The organism is Ralstonia sp. 25mfcol4.1, from assembly GCF_900104095.1.
In the GTDB taxonomy this organism is placed as follows: Bacteria; Pseudomonadota; Gammaproteobacteria; order Burkholderiales; family Burkholderiaceae; genus Cupriavidus.
In genome coordinates this window covers 218,130-235,045 of sequence record NZ_FNJO01000005.1, presented here as the reverse complement: position 1 = coordinate 235,045, position 16,916 = coordinate 218,130, and the positions used below count along the sequence as shown (strand labels likewise).

General features: G+C 65.8%; 16 protein-coding genes and 1 pseudogene. 3 read left to right on the top strand and 14 right to left on the bottom strand.

The window, feature by feature from the left end; genetic code table 11:
* Positions 1 to 127: 127 nt before the first annotated feature.
* Positions 128 to 343: pseudogene (locus BLQ58_RS29475) on the top strand (biotin/lipoyl-containing protein); the annotation flags it as partial.
* 198 nt (positions 344 to 541) lie between these two features.
* Positions 542 to 1,960, top strand: coding sequence for a dihydrolipoyl dehydrogenase (gene lpdA, locus BLQ58_RS11370; protein ID WP_254775913.1), 1,419 nt, complete (start codon positions 542 to 544; stop codon positions 1,958 to 1,960).
* A gap of 71 nt (positions 1,961 to 2,031) precedes the next feature.
* On the opposite strand, the gene BLQ58_RS11365 is transcribed toward lpdA, so the two are convergent.
* The 5 genes from BLQ58_RS11365 to BLQ58_RS11345 form a co-directional block, all read right to left on the bottom strand.
* On the bottom strand, positions 2,032 to 2,760 hold the full coding sequence (locus BLQ58_RS11365; RefSeq protein ID WP_139186096.1) for a hypothetical protein: 729 nt from the start codon (positions 2,758 to 2,760) through the stop codon (positions 2,032 to 2,034).
* Between the two features lie 14 nt (positions 2,761 to 2,774).
* Positions 2,775 to 3,497, bottom strand: a complete 723-nt coding sequence (locus BLQ58_RS11360) for a hypothetical protein (RefSeq protein WP_092597828.1) — start codon at positions 3,495 to 3,497, stop codon at positions 2,775 to 2,777.
* Entirely contained in the window at positions 3,494 to 4,372 is an 879-nt protein-coding gene (locus tag BLQ58_RS11355; RefSeq protein WP_092597825.1) for a hypothetical protein, read from the bottom strand. The genes BLQ58_RS11360 and BLQ58_RS11355 overlap by 4 nt, the downstream gene beginning before the upstream one ends.
* A gap of 27 nt (positions 4,373 to 4,399) precedes the next feature.
* On the bottom strand, positions 4,400 to 4,984 hold the full coding sequence (locus BLQ58_RS11350; protein WP_092597822.1) for a PAAR domain-containing protein: 585 nt from the start codon (positions 4,982 to 4,984) through the stop codon (positions 4,400 to 4,402).
* Positions 4,985 to 5,103: 119 nt separating this feature from the next.
* Positions 5,104 to 6,090 (bottom strand): GlxA family transcriptional regulator, encoded by a 987-nt coding sequence (locus BLQ58_RS11345; protein ID WP_092597819.1) that lies wholly within the window; start codon positions 6,088 to 6,090, stop codon positions 5,104 to 5,106.
* Between the two features lie 149 nt (positions 6,091 to 6,239).
* On the opposite strand from BLQ58_RS11345, the gene BLQ58_RS11340 reads away from it, so the two are divergent.
* Positions 6,240 to 6,881, top strand: a complete 642-nt coding sequence (locus tag BLQ58_RS11340; RefSeq protein ID WP_092597817.1) for an HD domain-containing protein — start codon at positions 6,240 to 6,242, stop codon at positions 6,879 to 6,881.
* A gap of 24 nt (positions 6,882 to 6,905) precedes the next feature.
* On the opposite strand, the gene BLQ58_RS11335 is transcribed toward BLQ58_RS11340, so the two are convergent.
* From BLQ58_RS11335 to BLQ58_RS11295, 9 genes are all read right to left on the bottom strand, one after another.
* Entirely contained in the window at positions 6,906 to 7,310 is a 405-nt protein-coding gene (locus BLQ58_RS11335) for a response regulator (RefSeq protein WP_092597814.1), read from the bottom strand.
* A gap of 183 nt (positions 7,311 to 7,493) precedes the next feature.
* The gene (locus BLQ58_RS11330) at positions 7,494 to 8,498 is read right to left on the bottom strand and encodes a D-2-hydroxyacid dehydrogenase (protein ID WP_092597811.1); all 1,005 of its coding nucleotides are present in this window, start codon (positions 8,496 to 8,498) and stop codon (positions 7,494 to 7,496) included.
* Between the two features lie 8 nt (positions 8,499 to 8,506).
* Positions 8,507 to 9,505 (bottom strand): Bug family tripartite tricarboxylate transporter substrate binding protein, encoded by a 999-nt coding sequence (locus BLQ58_RS11325; protein ID WP_092597808.1) that lies wholly within the window; start codon positions 9,503 to 9,505, stop codon positions 8,507 to 8,509.
* 55 nt (positions 9,506 to 9,560) lie between these two features.
* On the bottom strand, positions 9,561 to 10,451 hold the full coding sequence (locus BLQ58_RS11320) for an amidohydrolase family protein (RefSeq protein WP_092597805.1): 891 nt from the start codon (positions 10,449 to 10,451) through the stop codon (positions 9,561 to 9,563).
* A 35-nt stretch (positions 10,452 to 10,486) separates the two neighbouring features.
* Positions 10,487 to 11,455, bottom strand: coding sequence for a Bug family tripartite tricarboxylate transporter substrate binding protein (locus BLQ58_RS11315; RefSeq protein ID WP_092597802.1), 969 nt, complete (start codon positions 11,453 to 11,455; stop codon positions 10,487 to 10,489).
* 180 nt (positions 11,456 to 11,635) lie between these two features.
* Positions 11,636 to 12,424 carry a class II aldolase/adducin family protein gene (locus BLQ58_RS11310; RefSeq protein ID WP_092597799.1) on the bottom strand — a complete coding sequence of 263 codons (789 nt, stop codon included), beginning with the start codon at positions 12,422 to 12,424 and terminating at the stop codon, positions 11,636 to 11,638.
* A 47-nt stretch (positions 12,425 to 12,471) separates the two neighbouring features.
* Positions 12,472 to 13,644 (bottom strand): tricarballylate utilization 4Fe-4S protein TcuB, encoded by a 1,173-nt coding sequence (tcuB, locus tag BLQ58_RS11305; RefSeq protein WP_092597796.1) that lies wholly within the window; start codon positions 13,642 to 13,644, stop codon positions 12,472 to 12,474.
* A complete protein-coding gene (tcuA, locus tag BLQ58_RS11300; RefSeq protein ID WP_092597793.1) occupies positions 13,631 to 15,070 on the bottom strand; it encodes an FAD-dependent tricarballylate dehydrogenase TcuA in 1,440 nt (479 codons plus the stop codon). The genes tcuB and tcuA overlap by 14 nt, the downstream gene beginning before the upstream one ends.
* Positions 15,071 to 15,269: 199 nt before the next feature.
* On the bottom strand, positions 15,270 to 16,859 hold the full coding sequence (locus tag BLQ58_RS11295; protein ID WP_092597790.1) for a gamma-glutamyltransferase family protein: 1,590 nt from the start codon (positions 16,857 to 16,859) through the stop codon (positions 15,270 to 15,272).
* Positions 16,860 to 16,916 lie beyond the last annotated feature (57 nt).

Sequence of the window (16,916 nt, the reverse complement as noted above, 5' to 3'; positions counted from 1 at the left end):
ACCGGCCCGCCCCTATCGGCGGGCCGTTTGCATTTATGCGGGTAAACCCTTATTCGCGTATCGCATGGCTGACGGCGTGCTCTCCTAGACTGGAAGCTTTCGCCACACGAGAACCCGAAGGAAGACCATGGCCACGATTGAAGTGAAGGTGCCCCAGCTGTCCGAATCCGTCTCGGAAGCCACGCTGCTCCAGTGGAAGAAGAAGCCCGGCGAAGCCGTCCAGCGCGACGAAATCCTTGTGGAACTGGAAACCGACAAGGTCACGCTGGAAGTGCCGTGTCCGGACAACGGTGTCCTGACGCAGATCGTCAAGCCGGACGGCGCCACCGTTCACGCAGACGAGGTGATCGCCGTGGTGGATACCGATGCCAAGGCCACCGCCGCCGCCCCGGCCGCCAAGCCGGCACCGGCACCGGCAACGGCTTCGGCCTCCGCGCCCGCTGCGGCATCCGCCACCGCCCCGGCCGCTGCAGCGCCCGCATCCGTATCCGCAGGGGCGACAGGCGGCGGCGCCAGCCCTTCGGCCAAGGCGGACTTCGACGTGATCGTGATCGGATCGGGCCCGGGCGGCTACATCGCCGCCATCCGGGCCGCGCAACTTGGCAAGACCGTGGCCTGCATCGAGGAATGGAAGGACGAGGCGGGCAAGCCTCGCCTGGGCGGCACCTGCCTGAACGTGGGTTGCATCCCCAGCAAGGCGCTGCTGGCGTCGTCCGAACACTTTGAACACGCGCAGCACGGCATGGCCGACCACGGCGTACAGATCAAGGGCGTGTCGCTGGACCTGGCGCAGATGATCCGCCGCAAGGCCGCCATCGTCGACAAGTTCACCGGCGGCGTGGAATTCCTGTTCCGCAAGAACAAGGTCACCTGGATCAAGGGCCACGGCAAGTTCAAGGGCCGGGCGCCCGATGGCGTGGTCACCGTGGAAGCCAGCGACGGCGGCGACACCAGGCCCTACACCGCACGCAATGTCATCATCGCCACGGGCTCGAAGGCCCGCCACCTGCCCGGCGTGCCTGTCGATAACAAAATCGTGTCCGACAACGAAGGCGCCCTGTCCTTCGATTCCGTGCCGAAGAAGCTCGCCGTGATCGGCGCAGGCGTGATCGGGCTGGAACTGGGCTCGGTCTGGCGCCGCCTTGGGGCCGAAGTCACCATTCTTGAAGCCCTGCCCGCCTTCCTGGGCGCCGTTGACGAAGCCATTGCCAGGGAAGCCGCCAAGTTGTTCAAGAAGCAGGGGCTGACCATTCACCTGGGTGTCAATATCGGCGAGGTGAAGACCAAGGCCAAGGGCGGCGTGACCATCGCCTTCAAGGACCAGTCCGGCGCCGATCAGAAGCTTGAGGCCGATCGCCTGATCGTGTCGATCGGCCGCGTGCCGAACACCGACAACCTGGGCCTGGACGCCGTGGGCCTGTCCGCAGACCCGCGCGGCTTCATCCCCGTCGATGACAACTGCCGCACCTCGGTGGCGGGGATCTATGCCATTGGCGACGTGGTGCGCGGGCCGATGCTGGCGCACAAGGCCGAGGACGAAGGCGTGATGGTGGCCGAAGTCATCGACGGCCAGAAGCCGCACATCGACTACAACTGCATTCCGTGGGTGATCTACACCGAGCCCGAGATTGCCTGGGTGGGCAAGACCGAGGCGCAACTGAAGGCCGAAGGCCGCGAATACCGCACCGGCCAGTTCCCGATGCAGGCCAACGGCCGCGCCATGGGCATCGGCCGCCCCGACGGCTTCGTCAAGATGATCGCCGACGCGAAGACCGATGAACTGCTGGGCGTACACATTATCTCCGCCAATGCCTCGGACCTGATTGCCGAAGGCGTGGTCGCCATGGAGTTCAAGGCCGCGTCGGAAGACATCGGCATGATCTGCCACCCGCACCCGTCGCTGTCGGAGGTCATGCGCGAAGCCGCGCTGGCGGTGCAGAAGCGGGCGTTGAATATGTGAGGGGCGGCGGCCCAGGAAACACCTGCGTCCGCGCACCCATCCGGATGTGCGGACGCAGGGCTCCGCGAACGCTAGCGTCGGTCGGCTTCCTGCGACCTCGACCGGGCCATTTCTTCGAAAATCTCCCTGCCTTCTCCGAGATGGCGCCAGAAACACGCTTGCCAGGCATCCGTGGCGCCCGCAAGAAACGCGTCCTGCTTACCCTTGTCGAGCGACTCCCAGTATGGCTCCCAGTACACGTACCACCAGTACTCGATATTGCCTTGCAGAAAGCCGAAGGCCGTTTCCGCCAATTCGGGGAAGGCGACCCAGGGCTCCGGTGGCCGAAGGTCCATCGCAATCACGCGGCGGCACACTTCCACGTCGTTGGTGGAAATTTCCGCGCAAATGCCGTTGAACTCCTCATAGGTATGAAAGATCAAGCGGTTCCCGGCATCCGTGCGCCCTGCGTATGTGTTTTTCCCAATCAGCTCATAACCTTGCGTTACGACTTCACGCAATGCCGGTACCTTCTCAGGCAGCAGATGCACGCCAGTGCTGACAGCTTCCATTGACCTGTCCCGCAAATCCAGAAACAGAGGATAGGCGCCCAGCGACTGAAAAGCCCCGTCGTCCAGTGGACGGCTGAACATGGCCTGCGCTTCCTCCAGGGAAATGCCGCATATCGCACGATAGGCACGCTGCAAGGATCTTTCCATCTCGCGCTGACGCCGTCGCTCAGCCCGCGTCGCGGGATGCATGGGTCTGAGATCGGCGAGCGTTTCAAGGACCTTCCCTATGATCCTGCGGATCTCGCTCATTCGAAACGCCGACATCAGTCGAACTCCCGTGCGCGTGCGCGGGCCATTTCTTCGAAAATCTCCCTGCCTTCGCCCACATGGCGCCAGAAACACGCTTGCCAGGCGTCCGTGGCGCCCGCCAGAAACGCGTCCTGCTTACCCTTGTCGAGCGACTCCCAGTAAGGCTCCCAGTACACGTACCACCAGTACTCGATATTGCCTTGCAGAAAGCCGAAGGCCGTGTCCGCCAATTCGGGAAAGGCCACCCAGGGCTCCGGCGGCTGAAGGCCCATCGCAATCACGCGGCGGCACACTTCCACGTCGTTCGTGGATATACCCACACAAATGCCGTTGAATTGCTCAAAGGTATGAAAGATCAGCCGATTCCCCCCGTCCGTGCGCCCTGCATATGTGTTTTTGCCGATCAGGTCATAGCCTTGCGTCACGACTTCATGCACCGCTGGCACCTTCTCCGGCAGCAAATGCAACGCGGTGCTCACAGCTTCCATTGACCTGTCCCGCAAATCCAGAAATTCTGGATAGCCTCCCAGTGACAGAAAGAGCTTGTCGTCTAGTGGACGGCTGAACATGGCCCGCGCTTCTTCCAGTGACATGTCGCAGACCGAACGATAGGCGCGTCGCAAGGTTCGCTCCACGTCGCGCCGGAGCTGCCGTTGCGCCCGCGTCGCGGGATGCATTGGCAAGAGTTCGCGGAGTATTTCGAGGACCCGCTTCAATATCTTCTGATTGCGGGTCATTCGAACGCCCTTTGGGCCAAGTGGCCGGCCCCGAAATATCCCATCGCTCCAAAAAGCACGCCTCCCACCAGCCCGGTAACGATCACGCCTGGCCCGGTCACTACCCCGTAGGTCACGCCCACGGAGGCGCCCAGCTTTGCGCCGGCCACGGCGCCGGCCCATCCCCCTGCCTGCCTCAGCACTTCCTGCGAGATTGGCTTGATCGATTGCAATTTCACCGATTCCGACGCGGCAACCTTCAGGTCATAGGCGGTGAAGAATATCCCGACGACCTGAATCACCCGCCCCACGCGTACATAGCCCTGTGCCTGAGGAAGCGTCTGCGGATTGAATATCGCGCTGGCCGGAACTGGCTTCCCTTCGAAAAGAACTTCACGATCTATCCTCGCCCAATCCTTCGCCTCCAGCGTCTTTATCCTCGCGTACGGATACTTCAGGAGGTGGCGGTCCAGATCCCGTTGGATGGCGTCTTGCGAAACGATTCTTGCGCCCGCACGAAGCGCCTTTTCAATATCGACATACGTGACCCTTCCGTTGAGTCGAGGCGATCCATGGGGGAAAAAGTCGGTTGCAGACATGTATTTGGAGAACTTGTCCCCCATGACATGCCTCGCAATAGTAATTTTCGAGTCTGGTGCCCGATAGTTGATGCCTTTGCGTTCGGGATTCATTTCATCTTTCAGGACTTCTATGGGCAACCTGGATTGCTCCAGCGTCAGCTCATCCAGCACCTCATAAACCTTCCTGACCAGAAAGCCGTTTTCGCCGACCTCTTCCACCACCGCATAGAAAAAGGCTCGCGCCGGCATCAAGGGGCCCTCGAGCTCGACCCGGGACCCCTCTCGCGCGTTGGTCGCCACGTTGTACGTGGTCATGTCAACGCTCCTCCCGCTTCCAGTGCTCTAGCGCCAGCGGGCCGAAGAGATGACGGACAGTGTCTGCGGGCCCTCTGTCGCAATCCGGGGGCAAAAGCCGGCCTCGTCGGTGACGCCTTGCCAGGAATTGCCTTGCGGGTCGGATATAAAGTACGGCACGCCGGGAATGGGGGCGCCATCCTCGTCGATGCAGCGGATCTGCTCGTCATGTGCGGCTGCCGGGGGATGCGATCCACTTCCGGCGTTCTCGGTAAGGGCCGCGGCAAGGGTCGCGGCAGCCACAGCGGGCTCGGCGACGCCAGCCGCCAGAGCAGTGCCCCGACTCACCTCAAGCGTGAAGTCCGATTGCGATGGAATGACAAGCGGTGGCTTTGCGCAGCCGCAATGGACCCGTGCGCCGCTGACAAGCAGTTGCCTGCCCATCAGGTCGAAATTGGGTCGGCAATCGTTGAAAACCTTGCCCGTGCCCTTGCAAGCCGGACATGTCGCGATGTCGCCTTCGACCCCCACAGGCTGGCCGTGATGCGTCATCATCCCAGCCCCCGATGCACAGAGCATCCCGCCGGTCGTTGTCTTGTCGCCGTTCTTCAGTGCGTATCGGATATCTCGCATTCTGGCCCCTCATTGAAGTGAGCGGCCATTCTGTTCAGCGCGGGATATGCCGGTAAATCGTCGAATCCTTGAACTACGAACGTCAATGCCGAAGAAGCATCTCCCCGATAGGAAACGGCTCACTCCACCCCGGACACAAACCGCTTGCGATACTCCGCCGGGGTCACGCCGACCACCCGCAGGAATGCGCGGCGCAGGGTGTCGACGCTGGAAAAGCCGCACTCGGCAGCGGCCTGCTTGGGCGCGATATTGCCTTCTTCGAGCAGTTGCCGGGCGGCGGTCACGCGCGCGGCCTCGACCCAGTTGGCCGGGGTGACGCCGACTTCCTCCTGGAACAAACGCGACAGGTGCCGCGCGCTGACGCCGATCCGCGCGGCCAGGCTTGGCACGTCGTGGGCCGCCGCCGGGTGGGCGGCTACCCAGCGTTGCAGTTCCTGCAGGGCCGAGCGGTTTGCCGCGGCAGGCGCTGCGCGGCGGCTGAACTGACCCTGCCCGCCCGGTCGCTTGAAAAACATCACAAGCTGGCTGGCCACCTTCAAGGCGATATCCCGGCCAAGGTCCTCCTCGACGAGCGCCAACGCGAGGTCCATGCCGGCGGTCACGCCCGCCGCCGTGCGCACCTTGCCATCACGGACGTGAATGGCGTCGGCATCGACGGTCACCTTTGGATAGCGCGCAGCCAGCGCATCGGCTGCAGACCAGTGCGTGGTGGCGCGGCGGCCATCGAGCAGTCCGGCCTCCGCCAGCAGGAAGGCGCCGCTGCAGACGGAACCGTAGCGCCGCGTCACGGGCGCCGTGCGGCGGATCCAGTCAAGCACCTGGGGCTCTGCCGGCGCGTGGCCGGCATGCGGTGCACCGGCCACCAGCAGCGTGTGAAAGCGCGACGGCGAACCGCTCGCCGTGTCGTCCTCGATCACGATGTCCGGCAACAGCCTGGCTCCCGACGACGCCGTCAGCGGCCCGCGCCGCAACGCCACCACCCGCATCTGGTAGACCGTAACGCCTGCCTGGACATTGGCTTCGGCAAAAACGTCAAGCGGGCCGGATACGTCCAGCAGCTGGACGCCTTCGACGGCCAACAGGCCGATGGTACGGGTAGCGGGCATGGCGAAATGGGGCCTTTCAGGCACGGCCGAGCAGTTTGTCCGGATTGTCCGGATTGTCCGGGTATGTCTTGATTCGTCGCATCACGACGATTGAAGACATGCTACTGCGAACCCTAGACTCGAGGCAACCCCAATGAACAGGAGCCACCATGCGTTTCACCGCCGCCGACATTGCCATTCCCGACAGCCAGCTGGCCCGGGACATCACCGAACTCGTGCGCGACACCGAGTCGCCGCTGCTTTTCCACCACTCCAGCCGCGTCTACTACTGGGCCGCGCTGGCTGGCCGCCACCGGGGACTCGCATATGACCCCGAACTGCTCTATGCCGGCGCGATGTTCCACGACATGGGCCTGACCCAGGCCCACAGCAGCGCCGACAAGCGTTTCGAAGTCGACGGCGCCAACGCGGCCGCCGATTTTCTGCGCAGCCGTGGCATTGGTGAATGGGAAGTGGAAAAAGTGTGGACCGCCATCGCGCTGCACACCACGCCCGGCATCCCCGAGTTCATGGCTCCGGAGATCGCGCTGGTGACGGCCGGCGTCGAGATGGACGTGCTGGGCATCGGGTACGACACGTTTGCCGAGGCCGATCGCGAAGCCGTGGTGCATGTCCATCCGCGCACCGCCCGCTTCAAGGAAGACATCATCCAGGCGTTCTACGACGGCATCCGGCACAAGCCCGACACCACGTTTGGCAACGTCAAGGCCGATGTGCTGGCCGACAAGGACCCGCATTTTCATCGTGGCAACTTTTGCAGCGTCATCCGGGCGTCGGCCTGGAAGGGCTGATGCCGGCCTGCCGGCGTGTGTCCGTCAGGCCGGCTGGCGGCTGACATGGTGGCTGACATGCTGGCTGACATAACGGCCCAACAGGTGCGTCAGCATGTCCCGGCCGACGGGCTTGGCCAGCACCATGTCGATGCCTGCGGCGCGGCACTCCCGGCGCGTCTTGCTGTCGGCCGTGGCCGTCACCGCGATGATCGTCAGCCGACGGCAGCCCGGCTGCTCGGCATGACGAATCGCTCGCGCCAACGCCAGGCCACTCATGCCCGGCAGGCCGACATCGGTCAACAGCAAATCCGCGCCGCCCTGCAGCGCAGCCCAGGCATCGTGGCCGTCCTCGCAGGCCACGACCTCGCATCCGCCAATGGCACGTAACTGCTCGACAAGCACCAGCAGGCATACAGGATTGTCTTCGGCGACGACGATGCGTGGCAACGTCTGGAGGGTTGCCGCCTGTGCGGCCGTCGGTGCGGCTGTCGGTGCAGGGGTCGGTGCGGGGGTCGCGGTATTGGGCACGGTCGTGGCGGGTCGAAAATGCGATGACCTATTGTCGACGCGTTTGCCGCCGCGCAGGTTGCTGAAATTTCCGCAATACCATGCAGACGCGTCTGAAATTGATCACTCCACCCGGTTTACAAGGGTTTCGCCCGTCGACCAACGTCGCAGATTATCCAGGAAGATATCGACCACGCGCGCGGCATTGCCGTCCGAGAAGCCCGCGCTGTGCGGCGTGGCAATGACGTTTGGCAGCGACCAGACTGGCGACGACGCCGCCAGCGGCTCATGGGCGAACACGTCCAGGTACGCGCCGCCAAGTCTTTGGGCGCGCAAGGCATCGATCAGTGCCGGTTCGTCGACCACCTCACCGCGCGCCACGTTCACCAGCCGAGCCCCGGCGGGCAGCCGCTGCAAGGCGGCGCGATCGACCAGCCCGCGCGTGCGATCGGTCAACGGACAGGCGAGGATCAGCCAGTCGGTATCCGGCAGGACGGCGTCGAACTGCTCGAACGTGACCGCCTGGAATCCGGTCTCCATCGGCGAGGCACGCTGTCTGACCACCGTCACCGCCAGCCCCAGCACGCGCAGCACCGCACCGATCTGCTGCCCGATCGGGCCCCACCCGACGATGGTGGCACGCTGGCCCTGCAGGTCCCGCGGCAGCCCGCTACCGATCAGCGGCGCCCAGCGCGACTCCCGTTGCGCGTCGATCAGTTGCGGAAGATGGCGCGCCAGCGCCAGCAGGCCGGCCAGCGCCGTCTGGGCCACTACGCCGGCGTTGGCACCCGACGACGTGGTAACCGTCACGCCCCTCTGGCGCAGCTGTCCAAAGATCGCGCGATCCGCGCCCGCCGAATGCGTATGGGTCCAGCGTAGCGACGGTGCATCCAGCATCGCCGTATAGAACCGCTGCGTGGCGGGCAGGATCTCGTGCTTGGTGGACAGCCCGGTCACGTCGCGCGACACAAAGGCCACGTCGGCGTCGACGGTGTGCGGTTCGTCCACCTGGGGCACGAGCACCGCTTGCCACGGCACACCGGCCGCCGCCATGGCCGTGTCGATAGCCGCGTGGTGCGACTGCAAGGCAGCGGCGGACAGCAGGATACGCAGGGCTTCGTTTGACATGGCGCGGCTCAATCCACCGTGGCGCCGGAGGCTTTCACCACGGCCTTCCACTTGACATATTCCTTGCGCGTGAAGTCGCCGAACTGCTTCGGCGACCCGCCCACCGGATCGGCGCCCTCGCGGATCATCTGCGCCTGCAGCGACGGCAGCGCCTCGTTGACGGCCTGGTTGACCTTGGCGATCACATCCTGCGGCGTGCCCTTCGGCGCAAAGAAGCCGAACCAGGAACCGGCTTCGAAGCCCGGGAAGCCTTTTTCAGCGACCGTGGGCAGGTCTGGCAGCGAGCGCGAACGTTTGGCGCTCGACACCGCCAGTGCGCGCAGCTTGCCGGCCTGGATATGCGGCATCACCGAAGGAATGGTCGCGAACATGAACTGCACGCGCCCGGACAGCAGGTCGTTCAGCGCATCTGCGCCCTTGTACGGAATATGGGTGGCCTGCGTGCCGATCCGCTCGGTCAGCATGAAGCCCGACAGGTGCGACGACGTGCCCACGCCCGTGGAGCTGTAGTTCAGCTTGCCGGGGTTGGCCTTGGCATACGCCACGAACTCCTCGAACGACTTCACAGGCAGCGACGGATGCACCACCAGCACATTGGGCACGTCGGCGATTTGCACAACCGGCACCAGATCGGTCAGCGGGTCGTAGTTGAGCTTCTTGTAGAGCGTCTGGTTGATCGAGATCGGCCCCACCGAGTTGACCAGCATCGTGTAGCCGTCGGCGGGCGACCGCACCACGAATTCGGTGCCGATATTGCCGCCGGCGCCGGGCCGGTTGTCCACCACGAACGATTGCTTGAAGCGTTGGGCCAGCTGCTGGCTGACGCTGCGCGCCAGCATGTCCGTGGTACCGCCCGCCGTGAAGGCCACCACCACGCGCACCGGCTTGGTGGGATAGTCGTCGGCGCGAGCCGGCGCGGCCAGCGTCAGGCCGGCCGTCAGCGCGCAGGCCAGCAGCCTGATGGCGACGTTGTTCCAGCGGGTATTCCGGGGCGTTGTGGGGGGCATGCGATGTCTCCGTTCCAGTCGTTGTCGTTGTGGTGTCTTGGTTGCTTCGGTGCCGTTATCCGAAGTCGTATAGCCGGGCCGGGTTCGCCACCAGCACGCGGTGGCGGGTGGTCTCGTCGGGGATCCAGCGCGACAGCAGGTTGAACAGCACGCCGTCGTCTGGCATCTGCGCCGGATCGAAATAGTTGATGTGCGGCCAGTCGGAACCCCAGACGATCTGCTCCGGATTGGCCGCCAGCAGCGCCGCCACGAACGGATCGACCTCGCGGTACGGCGCGCCGGCGGGCTGCAGGCGGTCGGCGCCCGATATCTTTGTCCAGGCCACGCCCTCGGCCAGCAGCGCGCACAGCGCCTGGAATCCCGCATCGCCCACACCGCGCGACGTGGCCATGCGGCCCATGTGGTCGATCACCAGCGGCAGCCCCAGCGCCTTCAGGCGCGGGCCTAGTTCCACCAGATCGGGAGCGTGGATCCAGATCTGCGCGTGCCAGCCGCGCGCCTTCAGCCGCGGCGCGAGGGCCTCCAGCACGTCGATGCCCACGCCATTGCGGTACACCGCATGGCCGCCGATCTGGTACAGGTTGATGCGGACGCCGCGCACGCCGGCGTCGTGCCAGGCGTCAAGCTTTGCATCGGTGGTATCGGCTGCCGGCACGGCAATGCCGCGCAGCCGGGCGGGGTACTGGCGCAGGGCGTCGATCACCACGCTGTTGTCGGTGCCGCTGGCGCTGGCCGTCACCAGCACCCCACGCGTCAGGCCCAGTTCGTCGAGATGGGCTATGAACGCTTCGGCCGGATGCTCGGCCGGCGTGTAGCTGCGGTCATCGGCCAGCGGGTGGCGGCCATAGGGCCCGAATACGTGGGCATGGCTGTCGCAGGCGCCACTGGGTGCCCGGAACGACAGCGGCGTGATCGATGCCAGCGGGGGCAGGCAGGGGCGTGTCATGGATTCCTTCGCTTGTTCAGGTGCCTTCGGTGCGATTACTCGGCAGCCTTGAGCCGGCCGGCGGTGGCCAGCGCCTGCGCGCGGGCGTCTTCCTTCTGCAGCGATGCCAGCAGTTCCTGCGGCGACGATGCCTGCGCTACGCTGCCCACGTTCTGCAGACGGCTCTTGACGCTGCCTTCGGTCAGCGCCTTGCGCAGCGCGGCGTTAATGGTGTCGATCACCGTGGCCGGCGTGCCAGCAGGCGCCAGCAGGCCGGTAGCCGTGGTGGCCTCGAAATTGGCCAGACCCGCTTCGCGCAACGTCGGCACCTTGGGCAGCGTGGCATCGCGGTCGCGCGACATCACCGCCAGCGCGCGCAACGCGCCGGACTGGATATGCGGTGCCGAGCTGGTCAGCTGGTCCACCACCATGTCGATCTGGCCGCCCATCAGGTCGACCAGCGCCGGGGCCGACCCCTTGTAGGGCACCTGGTTGAGCCGGATCTTCGCGGCATCCTCCAGCTGGAGCAGCGCCATGTGGTTGGTCGTGCCAGGGCCAGCGTGGCCCGCCGCCAGCTTGCCCGGATTGGCCCGCGCATAGGCCAGCAGCGCCTCGACATCCTTGAAACGCGTATCGCCGCCCTTCACGACCACGACCAGCGACGTGGTGGACACCAGGCCCACCGGACTAAAGCTCGCCAGCTTGAAGTTGGTGCGCGTCATCTTGGGCAGCACCACCACCGCGTTGGGCGTGGTGACCAGCAGCGTGGACCCATCGGGCTCGGCCCGCGCCACGGCCGAGGCGCCGATCACGCCGCCCGCGCCGGGGCGGTTATCGACGATCACGTTGCGGCCGAGGGTCTGTTCCAGCGCCGGGGCAATGGCGCGCGCCACGACGTCGAGGTTGCCGCCGGGCGCGAACGGCACGATCAGCGTCACGGGCTTGCCGGGCTGCGCGCGGGCGCTGAGTACATAGGGGGCGGCACCCAGCGCAAGGATCTGCGCCAGCAGGGTTCTGCGGTTCATTTGTCTACTCCAGCCTGCGAAGCGGGGCTTTATCAGGTAATAGTTCTTATGCGCTGCGTTTTTCGCCCCGGCGTAGGGGCGAGAGCTTTGGGGGGTCGAAAGGCCCTGCCCCGGGCCCCCTCAGCCGCAACGTGGCGGCAGGGCGAAAACCGATAGCGAAGGATCGATGCCGTCCGCCCGTCAGTCCCGGAAGCTCGGGTCAAGCCGGTCGAGCTTGCGCAGCAGCGCCGGCCATTCCATCAGGCCGTAGGGACGGCGCGTGCCGGGCTGATAGTTGTTCCAGGTTTCCTCCAGCACCTCGGGCGAGACCTGTTGCAGCGGCGTATTGCACGACATGGCCGCCACCTGCGAGCGGCAGGCCAGTTCCAGCCGGTGCATCCAGTTGAAGGCCTCCCCTACCGAATTGCCCACGGTCAGCGCGCCGTGGTTGCGCAGGATCAGCGCCTCGCCACGGCCCAGGTCTGCAATCAGGGACTCCTGCTCGGCGGTGTCCAGCACCACACCCTGGTAGTCGTGGTAGCCGATCTTCAGGAAGCGCATGGCGGTCTGGGTGATCGGCAGCAGCCCGCATGCCAGCGACGACACGGCCATCGATGCCCAGCTGTGCGTGTGGATCACGCAGGCCACCTCGGGGCGCGCGTGGTGCACGGCGCTGTGGATCACGTAGCCGGCCTTGTTCACGCCGTAGTTCAGCGGGCCGAAGTCGGGCGTCGAAAGGATCTTGCCGGCGTGGTCCACCTTGATCAGGCACGACGCCGTGATCTCCTCGTACATCATGCCGTACGGGTTGATCAGGAACGCGTCTTCCTCGTCCGGCACACGCACCGAGATATGGTTGGCCATCATGTCGGCCATGCCATACAGCTCGACCAGCCGGTAGCAGGCGGCCAGGTCCACGCGCGCCTGCCATTCCACATCGCTGCACTGGCCGCGCATCGACGGGATGCTCAGCACACCGGGTTTCGTCATGATGTGTCTCCTTGGTGGATTCGGTATCTGGATTCAGTGGATGCGGTTCAGTCCGAGCCCAGCGCAAGATCGCTGGGCCGGCGTTTTTCGATATGGAACTTGAGCAGCGCCGCGCTGCGGAAGATGCCGTGCGCGAACTTGCCATAGGGCAAGGTCAGGAACAGCGCCATCACAATGCCGAGGTGGACGGCCAGCAACGCGGCCATGGCGCCGGTGTCGCGGAACGCCAGCAGCGCCAGACCGCTTGCGCTGGTCAGGAACAGCAGCGCGATGAAGCCACGGTCCATCGGCTTCTGCTTCGTATCCATCGTGCGCTCGTCGCGCTTCAGGTTCAGCCAAAGCAGGCCGGCCGGCCCGACCAGCAGGCCGATGCCTCCCGCGATGCCCAGCAGCACCGGCAGGCTCGTGACCGGATACGGCGCGTGCAGGTTCAGCAGGTAGTGGTAGAGCGTGGCCACGGCTGTGGCCGCAAAGCACAGCATGAAGCCGTAGAACGTGAAGTGATGGAAGCGGCGGCGCAACAGCGTGAACGCGTCGTCGTCGTTGTTGCAGCCCTGCCCGTGCCCGCCATCCAGGTACTTCAGCTTCAGCGCATCGTGTACCGCGCCGCCGGTGGCGGCACCGCGTTCGTCGCCGCTGCGCGTGCCGGGCGTGACCTTGCGCCAGAACCGCGTCACGCCGATGCCCAGCGCCCCGCAGGCAAACAGGAACACCACGCCGAACATTGCCGCCAGCAGGTTGTGCGGGAAGATGGCGTAGAAATTGCCGGCCAGCGGTTCATGCCAGAGCGTGCCGCGCATGGCCAGCACCATCAGCAGGAACAGCGCCAGGCCGCCGGCCAGTGCCAGCGCCATCGTCATGCCGGCGCGCCGGTACAGGCCACCCAGCGCGGCCGGAAACGCGTAGTCGCCATACGTCTGCACGCGGACCTTGGCCATCGCCTGCGGGATGTTGACGGCAAACTCATGGGGCGGCGCGTACTGGCACGCGTGATAGCAGGCGCCGCAGTTGTGGCACAGGTTGGCCAGGTAGTGGATATCCGCCTTGGGGAATTCCAGCCGCCGCGTCATGGCCGGGAAGACCGCGCAGAAGCCTTCGCAGTAGCGGCAGGCATTGCAGATCTGCAAGGTACGGGCGACTTCGGCTTCGTCGCCGGTCAGGGGCAGCGCACCGTTGGCCAACGCCGCAGCCTCGCGCGTCAGTGCTTCAAGATGTTGCATGTTCCTCTTCCCGTGGTGCCTGAATTGCCGTGCCTGCGCGGCTGGCCGCGTTTGCCGCCCTGGCGGCCTGGGTGCCGGCGATACGGCCGAATGCCGTGCCGATGGCCATGCCCACGCCGGCCGTATAGCCCTTGCCGAGCACGTTGCCGGCCATCATCTCGCCCGCCACGAACAGGTTCTGGCTGGGCTTGCCGCCGAAGTGCACGGCCGACTCCTGGTTCACCTTGAGTCCCAGATAGGTGAAGGTGATGCCGGGACGCAGGGCATAGCCGAAGAACGGCGCGGTGTCGATCGGCCGGGCCCAGTGCGTCTTGGCCGGGGTCACGCCTTCGGTGTGGCAGTCATCCAGCGTCGTATGGTCGAACTTGCCCACGCGGCAGGCGGCGTTGAAGTCGTTGACGGTGCGCATGAAGGTGGCTTCGTCCAGGCCCAGCTTGCGGGCCAGTTCGGGCAGCGTATCGGCCTTCACGCCCGGGAACACCGGCGGCATGAAGCGGCCCACGGCCTTTGCATCGATGATCGAGTAGCCGATCTGCTGCGGCTGCTGCGCCACCAGCCGGCCCCAGATCGCGTAACGCTTGGGCCAGAAGTCCTCGCCCTCGTCATAGAAGCGCTCGGCATTGGCGTTCAGCACCACGCCCAGCGACACGCAGTCGATCCGCGTGCAGATGCCGCCGTCATAGAGCGGCGCGCGGGCGTCGATGGCCACGCAGTGCGACTGCGACGGATCGCCGATGGCATCGGCGCCCTGGGCGATCATGTGCTTGAGCAGCACGCCCATGTTGAAGCGGGTGCCGCGAATCAGGAAGTTGTCCGCCGGCCATTCGCCGCGCTCGTTCTGGCCCCAGGCCTCGCGCAGCCATTCGCGGTTCGATTCGAAGCCGCCGGCTGCCAGCACGCAGGCGCGGGCCTCGATCCGCTCGCTGCCGATGCGCGCCGCCACGAAGCGGCTGCCGTCGAGTTCGATGGCATCGACCGGCGCGTTGTAGCGGATCTGCACGCCCAGCCGTTCGGCGCTGCGGTAGTACGCATTGACCAGCGCCTTGCCGCCGCCCATGAAGAACGCGTTGGTGCGCGCCACATGCAGGGCCCCCGACAGCGGCGGCTGGAAGTGCACGCCGTGGCTGCGCATCCAGTCGCGGCAGGTCGACGACGCACGGATGGCCAGCCGGGCCAGCTTCTCGTCAGTCAGGCCGCCAGTGACCTTGAGCAGGTCCTGCCAGTATTCCTCTTCGGGGTACGCGTCGACCAGCACGTCCTGCGGCGCGTCGTGCATGCAGCGCAGGTTGCGGGTGTGGGATGAATTGCCGCCGCGCCATTCGCGTGGCGCGGCTTCCAGCAGCATGACGCTGGCGCCGGCCTCGCGGGCCATCAGTGCGGCGCAGAGGGCGGCGTTGCCGCCACCGATTACGAGGACGTCGATCATGCGCGGACGCCCTGCCTGCGGGGATTGTGAGTGGGGATGGACACGGCTGTCTATGCCTTCGTGAGTCTGTCCGCGACTCTATCCGCAGGGCGAAACGCTGCTAAGCCCTTGTCCGGCATGGGGGTATCACGAATCGTGATGGGTGTCCTGCGATACCCCCGCTGCGGTGCCGGGCCCCTCCCCGGTCACCGTCCGATGGTCAGAATCCCACGGCCTGCCCGTCGCGCCGCGAGTCCGATGCGGCGATAAAGCCATGTTCCGCCTTGTAGATCAGCTGGGCGGAGCCGAATTCCAGGCTGTCGCGCGGCGCCACCTCCACCCGGTGGCCACGCTCGCGCAGCGCCGCTACCACATCGGCGGGCAGGTGGTGTTCGACGTTGACCACCGGACCGTGCTCCACCCGGAAGCGCGGCGCGTCGCTCATCGCCTGCGGGTTCTGGCCGAACGCGGCCAGCCGGGCCATCATCTGTACGTGGCCCTGCGCCTGCATCGACCCGCCCATCACGCCGAACGACATCACCGGCGCGCCATTGCGGGTGACAAAGCCCGGAATGATCGTGTGCATCGGCTGCTTGCCCGGCGCCACGCAATTGGCATGGCCCGGCTTCAGGTTGAAGCCTTCGCCACGGTTGTGCAGCGAAATGCCCGTACCTGGCACCACGACGCCCGAGCCAAACCCGCGATAGTTCGACTGGATGAAGGACACCATCGACCCCGCCGCGTCGGCTGCCGTCAGGTACACGGTGCCGCCCATCTTCGGCATGCCGGCCGACGGGGCGCCCGCGCGCTTCAGGTCGATCAGTGCGGCGCGTTCGGCCAGGTATGCCGGGTCCAGGAACGACGCCGGCGCGTACTGCATCGTGGCCGGGTCCGACACGTGCCGGTGCAGGTCGGCAAAGGCCAGCTTCATGGCTTCGATGCTGACGTGGTAGAAATCGGCGCTGTCCACGCCCATGGCTTCCAGGTCGAAGCGATCCAGAATGCCCAGGCCGATCAGCGCGGCAATGCCCTGCCCGTTGGGCGGAATCTCGTGGAGCGTGTAGCCGCGGAAGTCCTGCTTCATCGGCTCGACCCATGCAGGCTGATGCGCGGCCAGATCACCGGCACGCAGCGCGCCGCCCGTTTCCTGGGCAAACGCCACGATGCGCTCGGCCAGTTCGCCCCGATAGAAGCTCTCGCCATCGCTCTCTGCAATCTTGCGCAGCGTGGCGGCCTGCTCCGGAAAACGCCACCGCTCGCCGGCCTGCGGCGCCCGGCCATTGGGCATGAAGGCCTTGGCGAAGCCGGGCTGGTCGCGCAGCACCGGCACCTGTGCTGCCCATTGGCGCGCGATCTGCGGCGAGACCATGAAGCCCTGCTCCGCGTATTCGATGGCCGGCACGAACAGCCGTGCGAACGGCAGCTTGCCGAAACGCGCCGATAGCGCCTTCCAGCCCGCCACCTGGCCGGGCACCGTTACGGTGTCCCAGCCGACCGACGGCATGCGGTCGCGTCCGGCAAAGTAGTCGGGCGTCCAGGCCGCGGGCGCGCGGCCGCTGGAATTCAGGCCGTAGAGCTGCCCTTCATGCCAGACCAGGGTGAACATGTCGCCCCCGATGCCGTTCATGACGGGCTCCACCACGGTCAGCGCAATGGCCGTGGCAATCGCGCTGTCGATGGCGTTGCCGCCTTCGTAGAGCATGCGCAAGCCGGCCTGCGCGGCCAGCGGCTGGCTGGTGCTGACGGCGTTGGCGGCCAGCAGCGGCATCTTCTGGGACGGATACGGGAAAGACCAATCGAAAGGCAACATGGGCGGAACAGGTAAGGAAATAAGGACATGGCGCCCCGGCTGGAAGCGCCACGAGGT

Bases quoted from the DNA above. Each gene is read 5' to 3' on its own strand.
- BLQ58_RS11365 (WP_139186096.1), bottom strand. From the start codon at position 2,760: ATGAGCGAGATCCGCAGGATCATAGGGAAGGTCCTTGAAACGCTCGCC.
- BLQ58_RS11360 (WP_092597828.1), bottom strand. From the start codon at position 3,497: ATGACCCGCAATCAGAAGATATTGAAGCGGGTCCTCGAAATACTCCGC.
- BLQ58_RS11355 (WP_092597825.1), bottom strand. From the start codon at position 4,372: ATGACCACGTACAACGTGGCGACCAACGCGCGAGAGGGGTCCCGGGTC.
- BLQ58_RS11350 (WP_092597822.1), bottom strand. From the start codon at position 4,984: ATGCGAGATATCCGATACGCACTGAAGAACGGCGACAAGACAACGACC.
- BLQ58_RS11345 (WP_092597819.1), bottom strand. From the start codon at position 6,090: ATGCCCGCTACCCGTACCATCGGCCTGTTGGCCGTCGAAGGCGTCCAG.
- BLQ58_RS11340 (WP_092597817.1), top strand. From the start codon at position 6,240: ATGCGTTTCACCGCCGCCGACATTGCCATTCCCGACAGCCAGCTGGCC.
- BLQ58_RS11330 (WP_092597811.1), bottom strand. From the start codon at position 8,498: ATGTCAAACGAAGCCCTGCGTATCCTGCTGTCCGCCGCTGCCTTGCAG.
- BLQ58_RS11325 (WP_092597808.1), bottom strand. From the start codon at position 9,505: ATGCCCCCCACAACGCCCCGGAATACCCGCTGGAACAACGTCGCCATC.
- BLQ58_RS11320 (WP_092597805.1), bottom strand. From the start codon at position 10,451: ATGACACGCCCCTGCCTGCCCCCGCTGGCATCGATCACGCCGCTGTCG.
- BLQ58_RS11315 (WP_092597802.1), bottom strand. From the start codon at position 11,455: ATGAACCGCAGAACCCTGCTGGCGCAGATCCTTGCGCTGGGTGCCGCC.
- BLQ58_RS11310 (WP_092597799.1), bottom strand. From the start codon at position 12,424: ATGACGAAACCCGGTGTGCTGAGCATCCCGTCGATGCGCGGCCAGTGC.
- tcuB (WP_092597796.1), bottom strand. From the start codon at position 13,644: ATGCAACATCTTGAAGCACTGACGCGCGAGGCTGCGGCGTTGGCCAAC.
- tcuA (WP_092597793.1), bottom strand. From the start codon at position 15,070: ATGATCGACGTCCTCGTAATCGGTGGCGGCAACGCCGCCCTCTGCGCC.
- BLQ58_RS11295 (WP_092597790.1), bottom strand. From the start codon at position 16,859: ATGTTGCCTTTCGATTGGTCTTTCCCGTATCCGTCCCAGAAGATGCCG.